This is a genomic window from Streptomyces sp. NPDC059142, assembly GCF_042755665.1.
Lineage (GTDB): Bacteria > Actinomycetota > Actinomycetes > Streptomycetales > Streptomycetaceae > Streptomyces.
This window is the reverse complement of sequence record NZ_JBHZDA010000059.1, coordinates 37,055-46,129: the sequence shown is the minus strand read 5'-3', so window position 1 is coordinate 46,129 and position 9,075 is coordinate 37,055. Positions and strand designations below refer to the sequence as shown.

Annotated in this window: 7 protein-coding genes and 1 pseudogene; 3 read left to right on the top strand and 5 right to left on the bottom strand. The window is 72.5% G+C overall.

Annotation, left to right across the window (positions count from 1 at the left end; genetic code table 11):
* Positions 1-8: 8 nt before the first annotated feature.
* Entirely contained in the window at positions 9-2,414 is a 2,406-nt protein-coding gene (locus tag ACFXPK_RS21300) for a Tex family protein (protein ID WP_385077609.1), read from the bottom strand.
* Positions 2,415-2,593: 179 nt separating this feature from the next.
* Between ACFXPK_RS21300 and ACFXPK_RS21295 the strand changes: the two genes are divergently transcribed.
* Complete coding sequence (locus ACFXPK_RS21295) at positions 2,594-3,559, top strand: GlxA family transcriptional regulator (protein ID WP_385077606.1); 966 nt, start codon at positions 2,594-2,596, stop codon at positions 3,557-3,559.
* A gap of 226 nt (positions 3,560-3,785) precedes the next feature.
* A complete protein-coding gene (locus tag ACFXPK_RS21290) occupies positions 3,786-4,430 on the top strand; it encodes a DJ-1/PfpI family protein (protein WP_385007004.1) in 645 nt (214 codons plus the stop codon).
* Here the strand turns inward: ACFXPK_RS21290 and ACFXPK_RS21285 are convergent.
* On the bottom strand, positions 4,408-5,184 hold the full coding sequence (locus tag ACFXPK_RS21285) for an enoyl-CoA hydratase/isomerase family protein (protein ID WP_385077602.1): 777 nt from the start codon (positions 5,182-5,184) through the stop codon (positions 4,408-4,410). The two genes, ACFXPK_RS21290 and ACFXPK_RS21285, sit on opposite strands and share 23 nt — an antisense overlap.
* A 236-nt stretch (positions 5,185-5,420) precedes the next feature.
* Here ACFXPK_RS21285 and ACFXPK_RS21280 point away from each other — a divergent pair.
* Positions 5,421-5,858 (top strand): annotated as a pseudogene (locus ACFXPK_RS21280) (ATP-binding protein); the annotation flags it as partial.
* Positions 5,859-6,066: 208 nt separating this feature from the next.
* On the opposite strand, the gene idi reads toward ACFXPK_RS21280, so the two are convergent.
* From idi to galE, 3 genes are all read right to left on the bottom strand, one after another.
* The gene (idi, locus tag ACFXPK_RS21275; RefSeq protein WP_385001126.1) at positions 6,067-6,660 is read right to left on the bottom strand and encodes an isopentenyl-diphosphate Delta-isomerase; all 594 of its coding nucleotides are present in this window, start codon (positions 6,658-6,660) and stop codon (positions 6,067-6,069) included.
* Positions 6,661-6,782: 122 nt separating this feature from the next.
* Positions 6,783-7,721: a cation diffusion facilitator family transporter gene (locus ACFXPK_RS21270; protein WP_385001129.1), complete on the bottom strand. Its 939-nt coding sequence runs from the start codon at positions 7,719-7,721 to the stop codon at positions 6,783-6,785.
* A 157-nt stretch (positions 7,722-7,878) separates the two neighbouring features.
* Positions 7,879-8,862 carry a UDP-glucose 4-epimerase GalE gene (gene galE / locus ACFXPK_RS21265; RefSeq protein ID WP_385077597.1) on the bottom strand — a complete coding sequence of 328 codons (984 nt, stop codon included), beginning with the start codon at positions 8,860-8,862 and terminating at the stop codon, positions 7,879-7,881.
* Between the last annotated feature and the right edge of the window lie 213 nt (positions 8,863-9,075).

Here is a 9,075-nt window from a genome sequence, read left to right as displayed (position 1 = left end):
GGGTGGTGTCAGCCGCGCCGGCCGCCCCCGCCGCCCTTGGGGTCGGTCAGCCCGGCCCGCCGCAGGGCGTCCGCCATCGCGCTGTTCGCCGGGGGCGGCGCCGCTGCCTGGCGCCCGCCACCGCTCCTGCCCCCACCGCCGCGGCCACCGCGCTCCCCGCGCTCCCCACGGCCGCCCTGCCGCTGCTGCGGGGGCCGCCCGCCGCCGCCCGAGCGGTCCCGCTCCGGCTTCGCGGCGCCCGCCTCGTCGTCCAGCCGCAGCGTCAGGGAGATCCGCTTGCGGGGGATGTCGACGTCCATCACCTTGACCCGGACCACGTCGCCCGGCTTCACCACCTCACGCGGGTCCTTGACGAAGTTCTTCGACATCGCGGACACATGGACCAGCCCGTCCTGATGCACCCCGATGTCCACGAACGCGCCGAACGCCGCGACATTCGTCACCACGCCCTCCAGCACCATCCCCGGAGCCAGATCGCCCAGCTTCTCGACGCCCTCCTTGAACGTGGCCGTCCGGAACGCGGGCCTCGGGTCCCGGCCCGGCTTCTCCAGCTCACGCAGGATGTCCGTCACCGTCGGCAGCCCGAAGGAGTCGTTCACGAAGTCCGCGGGACGCAGCGACCGCAGCACGGAGCCGTTCCCGATCAGGGCGGCGACATCACCGCCGGTCGACTTCACCATGGACCGCACCACGGGGTACGCCTCGGGGTGCACGCTCGACGCGTCCAGCGGGTCGTCGCCGCCGAGGATCCGCAGGAAGCCCGCGCACTGCTCGTACGCCTTCGGACCGAGCCTGGCCACGTCCTTGAGCGCGCGCCGCGACCGGAAGGGGCCGTTCGCGTCGCGGTGGGCGACGATGTTCTCGGCGAGCCCCGCGCCGATGCCCGAGACCCGTGAGAGCAGCGGCGCGGACGCGGTGTTGACGTCCACCCCCACCCCGTTCACACAGTCCTCCACGACCGCGTCGAGCGAGCGGGACAGCTTCACCTCGGACAGGTCGTGCTGGTACTGGCCGACCCCGATCGACTTGGGATCGATCTTCACCAGCTCGGCCAGGGGATCCTGGAGACGGCGCGCGATCGAGACCGCGCCGCGGATCGACACGTCGAGATCCGGCAGCTCCTGCGAGGCGAACGCGGACGCCGAGTACACCGAGGCGCCCGCCTCGGAGACCATCACCTTCGTGAGCTTCAGCTCCGGGTGCCTGGCGCACAGGTCGGCGGCGAGCTTGTCGGTCTCGCGGGACGCCGTGCCGTTGCCGATGGCGATCAGGTCCACCGCGTGCTGTTCCGCCAGCCGTGCCAGCTTCGCCAGGGACTCGTCCCACTTGTTCGCGGGGACATGCGGATAGATCGTGTCGATGGCGACGACCTTGCCCGTCGCGTCGACCACGGCGACCTTCACGCCCGTACGGAACCCGGGGTCGAGGCCGAGCGTGGCGCGCGTCCCGGCCGGCGCGGCCAGCAGCAGGTCGCGGAGGTTCGCCGCGAAGACCCGTACCGCCTCGTCCTCGGCGGCCGTCCGCAGCCGCAGCCGCAGATCGATGCCGAGATGCACCAGCACCCGGGTGCGCCACGCCCACCGGACCGTGTCCCCGAGCCACTTGTCGCCGGGCCTGCCCCGGTCCGCGACCCCGAACCGCCGCGCGATCGCGTTCTCGTAGTGGGTCGGACCCGGCAGCTCCGAGGGCTCCTCGGGCTCCAGGACCAGATCGAGGACGTCCTCCTTCTCGCCGCGGAGCATCGCCAGCACGCGGTGCGAGGGCAGCTCCGTGAAGGACTCGGCGAAGTCGAAGTAGTCCGCGAACTTGGCGCCCGCCTCCTCCTTGCCGTCCCGTACCTTCGCCGCGAGCCGGCCCCGTGTCCACATCCGCTCGCGCAGCTCACCGATGAGATCCGCGTCCTCGGAGAACCGCTCCGTGAGGATGGCGCGGGCGCCCTCCAGCGCGGCGGCCGGGTCCGCGACGCCCTTGTCCGCGTCCACGAACGCGGCGGCGGCGGCGAGCGGTTCCACCGAAGGGTCGCTCAGCAGCCCCTCGGCCAGCGGTTCCAGACCGGCCTCGCGGGCGATCTGCGCCTTCGTCCGCCGCTTGGGCTTGAACGGCAGATAGATGTCCTCCAGGCGAGCCTTGGTGTCGGCGGCCCTGATCCGCGCCTCCAGGGCGTCGTCCAGCTTGCCCTGTTCGCGTACGGACTCCAGGATCGCGGTCCGCCGCTCCTCCAGCTCCCGCAGATAGCGCAGCCGCTCCTCCAGGGTGCGCAGCTGCGCGTCGTCGAGCGATTCGGTGGCCTCCTTGCGGTAGCGCGCGATGAACGGCACCGTCGATCCGCCGTCGAGCAGCTCGACGGCCGCCCTCACCTGCCGCTCGCGTACGCCGATTTCCTCGGCGATCCTGCCTTCGATGGACGTCGTCACGATCACGCTCCGCTGTTCTGTGGTCCGGCGCCTGCATTGTGGCAGGTGGCACCGACATCGGCGGGCAGGACCGGGCAGCGGGTACGGCGCCGGGCACGGGACCGGCCGTGGCCGTCATGGCAGGAAAGGCGGGGTATTCGTCATTGCGGACATCCGCCCCCGGGCGAAGGATGAGAGCCATGACAGAGCGATCCGTCCTGGTCGTCCTCTTCGACCGGGTGCAGAGTCTCGATGTGACGGGCCCCGTGGAGGTCTTCGCCGCGGCGGCCGCGGCCGCCGGCGATCCGGCCGCGTACCGGATCCGTACGGCCACGCTCGACGGCGCGCCGGTGCGCACCACCAGCGGGCTCACCCTCGTCCCCGACACCTCGCTCGCCGCCGCCCCCGACCCGGACACGCTCCTCGTGCCCGGCGGCGCGGGCACCCGCGGCCCCGACCCGCGCCTGGTCGACTGGGTGCGCGAGCGGGGCCCCCGCGCGCGGCGGCTGGTCTCGGTCTGCACCGGCGCCCTGGTGCTCGCCGACGCGGGGCTGCTCGACGGGCGCCGAGCCACCACCCACTGGAGCGCCACCGGCCTCCTCGCCGGGAAACACCCGGCCGTACGGGTCGACCCCGACCCGATCTTCGTACGCGACGGCGCGGTCTCCACCTCGGCGGGGGTCACCTCCGGGATCGATCTGGCCCTCGCCCTCGTGGAGGAGGACCTCGGCCGCGATGTGGCGCTGACCGTCGCCCGCCATCTCGTGGTCTTCCTGCGCCGTCCCGGCAACCAGGCGCAGTTCAGCGCGCAGCTCGCCGCCCAGACCGCGCGGAGCGAGCCGCTGCGGGCGGTGCAGAGCTGGATCAGCGAGCACCCCGGGGACGATCTCTCGGTCGAGGCCCTGGCGGGACGCGCCCGCCTCTCACCGCGCCACTTCGCGCGCGCCTTCCGCTCCGAGACGGGCACGACGCCGGGCCGCTACGTGGAGCGCGTACGGCTCGAACACGCAAGGCGGCTGCTGGAGGAGAGCGCCGACGGGGTCGAGGAGATCTCCCGCTCCTGCGGCTACGGCACCCCGGAGGCCATGCGCCGCGCCTTCGTGAAGGCCCTGGGCACGGCCCCCGCCGAATACCGCCGCCGCTTCCGCCCGGCCTCCCTGTCCTGAACCCCTCTCCTGCCCGAGCCCGAGCCCGAGCCCGAGCCCGAGCCCGAGCCCATGCCCGAGCCCGAGCCCGAGCCCGAGCCCGAGCCCATGCCCGAGCCCATGCCCGAGCCCGAGCCCATGCCCGAGCCCATGCCCGAGCCCGTGGCCCTCTCCCGACCCGCTGTCCCTTCGACCCGCTGTCCGGAACCCCGGTAAGGCCCGTCCCCGACCCGAAAGCCAGGCCCTCATGCAGATCGCCATCCTCCTCTTCGACCGGTTCACCTCGCTGGACGCCGTCGGCCCGTACGAGATCCTGCACCGTGTCCCCGGCGCCGAGACCGTCTTCGTCGCCGAGCACGCCGGACCCGTCCACGACGAGTCGCGGGCGCTCTCGCTCGGCGCGGCGAGAACACTCTCCGAGGTCACCGCCCCGGATGTGCTCGTCGTGCCCGGCGGCCCCGGCCAGAGCGCGCAGATGACGAACGAGCCGCTGCTCGACTGGCTGCGCACGGTGGACGCCGCCACCACCTGGACCACCTCCGTCTGCACCGGCTCCCTGCTCCTCGCCGCCGCCGGGCTGCTCACGGGACGCCGGGCCACCTCCCACTGGCTCGCCCTCGACACGCTGCGCGGGTACGGCGCCGAGCCGGCCGGCGAACGCGTCGTCACCGACGGCAAGTACGTCACGGCGGCCGGTGTCTCCGCGGGGATCGACATGGGGCTCACGCTGGCCGGCTCACTGGTGGACGACCGGTTCGCGCAGTCGGTCCAGTTGATGACGGAGTACGACCCGCAGCCGCCCTACGACGCGGGCTCGCCCGCGAAGGCCCCCGCGGACCTGGTCGAGAAGGCGCGCGGGCGGAGCCGCTTCACCGCCCGGCAGGCCAGGTGAACTCCGGCGCGCGGCGCTCCAGGAAGGCGGCGACGCCCTCCGCGGCGTCGCCGCTGCCGCGTGCCTGCTCCGCCCAGTACGGGGCGCGGCCGGCCTGCCCCGAGGTGAACTCCTTCGCCGCCGCCTGCGTCAGCCGCGAACGCGAGAGCAGGACCCGGGTGAACTCCGCGACGCGCTTGGCCAACTGCCCTGCGGGCAGCACCTCGTCCACGAGCCCGGTGCGCAGCGCCCGCTCGGTGTCGATCAACTCGGCCGAGAACAGCAGGTACTTGGCCGTGGCGGGACCCACCAGCGCGGCCAGCCGCCGGGTGGAGGACTCCGGGTAGACGATCCCGAGCCGCGCCGGGGTCACCCCGAACGTGGCGCCCTCCTCCGCGAATCGCAGATCGCACGCGGCGGCGAGCTGACAGCCGCCGCCCACGCAGTGGCCGCGTACGGCGGCGAGCGTCGGCTTCGGGAACGCCGCCAGCGCCTCCTCGGCCCGTACCGACAGCGCCTGCGGGTCCTCCCCGGCCGGTCCGTGGCCGCCCGGCAGGCCGGCTCCGCGCAGGGAGGAGATGTCGGCGCCCGCGCAGAACGTGTCCCCCGCTCCGGTCAGCACCAGCGCCCCGACGGCCGGGTCGTCCGCCAGCCGGCCCAGCAGCGGGGGCAGTTCCCGCCACATCGGCGCGGTCATCGCGTTGCGTTTGGCGGGGTGGTGGATGACCACGGTCGCGATGCCGTCCTCGACCGTGTGCGCAAGCTGGGGCTTCATGAGCCGGATGCTATCCCCGCGATCACCGGCAGCGCCGCGAGCCGATCTTCGAACGACAGCGAGCGATCAGGAGCGAACAGGTATACGACTTCCTGGCTCTCAAGTGATCGCACTCCGTCAATTGGGGCTGACTTTTGTTCAGCAATCGACTGCGGCCCCTGTCCGTGGCCGAGACTCGTCCCCCGATGAGGCCATACGGAGAGCACACCGGTCGATCCGAAGGTGGGAGCCACGGAATGGAGAGCCGCGGAAGTGTTCCGGTCCGGCCCCGGTCGTACGAGGGGGTCTGGCGCTTCACCGTTCCCGCGCTCGACGTCTCCGTCCCCCGGGCCAGGCGTACCGTGCGCGAACTGCTGGCGCGGCAGCGGGTGCCCGTCAGGGCCGGGGTCGTGGACGGGGTGCTGCTCGTCCTCTCCGAGCTGGTCACCAACGCCGTCCTGCACGCGGCGCTGCTCTCACCCGAGATCGCCGTGGAGGTCGCCGTCGGCGCCGGGTGGATCAGAGTGTCGGTCGAGGACAACCACCCCTACCGGCCCACGGCGCTGGAGACCGACCACGCCAGCACGGGCGGGCGCGGACTGCTGCTGGTGCGGGAGATCACCCGGGAGGCGGGCGGTGGATGCGCCGTCGAGCACACCGCGAGCGGCGGGAAGATCGTCTGGGCGGTGCTCCCCTTCGACCAGGGGCGGCAGGTACCGGCGCACCGGGGTGACCTGGAGATGTCCGCTCCGCCCCACCGGGACGCCCCGGACCAGGGCCGCCCGGCGCACCGGGACGATCCGGACCGCGGCGATCCGGACGGGGACGGCCTGCCGGGCCGGAGCGACCCGCCGGGCCCGAGCGACCCGCAGGGCCGGACGGATCCGGCCGGCCCCGGCGGGGTCACCAGCCCCCGGCGGGCCCCGTGAGCTCCCGGAACGCCGGACGCGCCGCGTCCAGCACGGTCATGAACCAGGCGGAGAACGGCGCCGAGCCGTGCCGCTCCGTCAGCTCCGCAGGGGTGACGAACACGGTCTCCCCGACCTCCTCCGGGTCGGGCCGCGGCGCCTCCTGCGCCAGCCCGACGAAGAGGTGGTTGTACTCGTGCTCGACCAGCCCCGAAGCCGGGTCCGGGTGGTGGTAGACCACCGTGCCGGCCTCCGCGAGCAGGGAGGGCGAGATGCCCAGCTCCTCGTGGGTACGGCGGGCCGCCGCGGCGAAGGGCGCCTCCCCGGGGTACGGATGGCCGCAGCAGGTGTTCGACCAGACGCCGGGGGAGTGGTACTTGCCCAGCGCCCGGCGCTGGATCAGCAGCCGCCCCTGCTCGTCGAAGAGGAAGACCGAGAACGCCCGGTGCAGCCGGCCCGGCGCCTGGTGTGCCGAGAGCTTCTCGGCCGTGCCGATGGTGTTGCCGTCCTCGTCGACCAGCTCCAGCATGATCGTTTCTTGTGCAGCGGTCGACGAGCTGTTCGCCGCGGTGACTGGTGTGGTCGGCATAACCATCCTTCGCTTCGGGCCTCGACGGCCAAGTCTGCCGTACGCAAAAGCCCCGTGTCCGCACTTCGGGGGGTGGGCATGTCCGTTCCATACCGCGCCCCACGGTGTGAGCGCCCGGTGGTTCAGTGGCAGAGTCTGGCCTCGTGCTCGGCGTGGCCCCGGGGTTCGAGCTGGAAGGTGCAGTGCTCGACATCGAAGTGATGGCCGAGACATCCTTGCAGGTCATGGAGCATTCTCTCGTGCCCCACCGCGTCCAGCGCGTCCTGGTCCACGACCACGTGTGCGGAGAGCACCGGCATCCCGGACGTGATCGTCCAGGCATGGAGGTCATGGACGTCCGCCACCCCCGGCAGTGCGAGCATATGTGCGCGTACCTCACTCATGTCCACATCCTTGGGCGCCGCCTCCAGCAGGACGTTCAGCGTCTCCCGCAGCAGCTTCACCGTACGCGGAACGATCATGAGCCCGATGAGCAGCCCCGCGATCGGGTCCGCGAGCTGCCATCCGGTGGCCAGGATGATCCCGGCGGAGACCAGCACGGCGAACGAGCCGAGCGTGTCCGCGAGGACCTCCAGATACGCGCCGCGCACATTCAGGCTCTCGCTCTGCCCGCGCGTCAGCAGGGAGAGCGAGACGAGGTTGGCGGCCATGCCGATCAGCGCGAAGACGATCGTCAGCCCGCCCCGGGTCTCCGGCGGTGTGATGAAACGCTCGACGGCCTCGAAGAGCAGATAGCCGCCCACGCCGAGCAGCAGCAGACAGTTGGCGAGGGCGGCGAGGATCTCCGCCCTCGCGTAACCGAAGGTGCGGCTCTCGTCGGCGGGGCGGGCCGCGAAGTGGATCGCCAGCAGGGCCATGCCGAGCCCCACCGCGTCCGTCGCCATGTGGGCCGCGTCGGCGATCAGGGCGAGGGAGTCCGAGACGACACCGCCGATGATCTCCACCACCATCACGGACAGCGTGATGCCCAGGGCGATCCGCAGCCGGCCGCGGTAGGCGGCGGTCGCGGTGCCCGGCGGCGGCCCTCCGTGGGTGTGCCCGTGGTTGTGCCCTGCCCCCATGAGGACGCCTCCCGGTCGTACGGACGAGTGCTGACGCACGCCAGTCAACTACGGGTGGGGGGTATCGGGCAACACGACGGTGAACACCGTTGTCATATGCTCTGACCTGCGGAAATGATGCCAGGTCAGAGCGGTGCGCCACGGACCGGCGACAGGATCATCCGATCGGGGCCACCGGGTGGCGCAACCGCCACCCCTCCCACGCCGACTCGACCATCGCCCGTACGTCGCGGCTCGCCGTCCAGCCCAGCTCCCGGGTGGCCAGCTCGACCGAGGCGACCGCCCGCGCGGCGTCCCCGGCACGGCGCGGCTCGACCACCGGCTCCGTACGGTCCCCGGTGACCTCCGCCACCAGAGCGGCCAGCTCCCGCACCGAGACGCCCTCGCCGCGGCCGATGTTCACCGTCAGGTCCTGGCCGCCGGGGAGCCCGGCCAGATGGCGGGCGGCGGCGAGATGGGCCTCGGCGAGATCGGCGACATGGATGTAGTCCCGTACACAGGTGCCGTCCGGGGTCGGATAGTCCGCGCCGAAGATCCGCGGCGCCTCGCCCCGGGTGATCCGGTCGAAGAACATCGGGATGATGTTGAACACCCCGGTGTCCGAGAGTTCGGGCAGGGCTGTGCCCGCCACGTTGAAGTACCGCAGACACCCCGTGGAGATTCCGTGTGCCCGGCCGGTGGCCCGGACCAGCCACTCGCCGGCGAGCTTGGTCTCCCCGTACGGGTTGATGGGGACGGCGGGCGTCCGCTCCGTGATCAACCGCACATCGGGCACCCCGTACACGGCCGCGGAGGAGGAGAAGAGGAAGCGGCGCACCTTCGCCTCCACGACCGCGTCCAGCAGCACCGTCAGCCCGTGCAGATTCTCCCGGTAGTACCTCAGCGGCTGCTCGACGGACTGGCCGACCTGCTTCTTCGCCGCGAGATGGACCACACCGGTGACCTCGTGCGCGCCCAGGACCCGGTCGACGGCCTCCCGGTCCAGCAGCGACGCCCGGACCAGCGGGACCTCCGGCGGCAGCCGCTCGGCGAAGCCGCTCGACAGGTCGTCCAACACGACGACCCGTTCCCCCGCCGCCGTCAGGGCGCGCACCACATGGGCCCCGATATATCCCGCTCCGCCTGTGATCAGCCATGTCATGCCGTCACCCTAGTGCGCCCGCCGGTGCCCCCTGCGGCCCCTGCCCCGGCGCTCCCCGGCGGTCGCGGTTTGTGGGGCGGACCCCGGATCGACAATGATGATCTCCCACCTGGGCCGCTCCCGGCCCTGACGCGGGTGTCCGGGACCGCCGCCCTGTACGGAACAGGGCGTAAACGGGCGATGAACTCGCCCTTCTGTTCATCCGATAGCCTC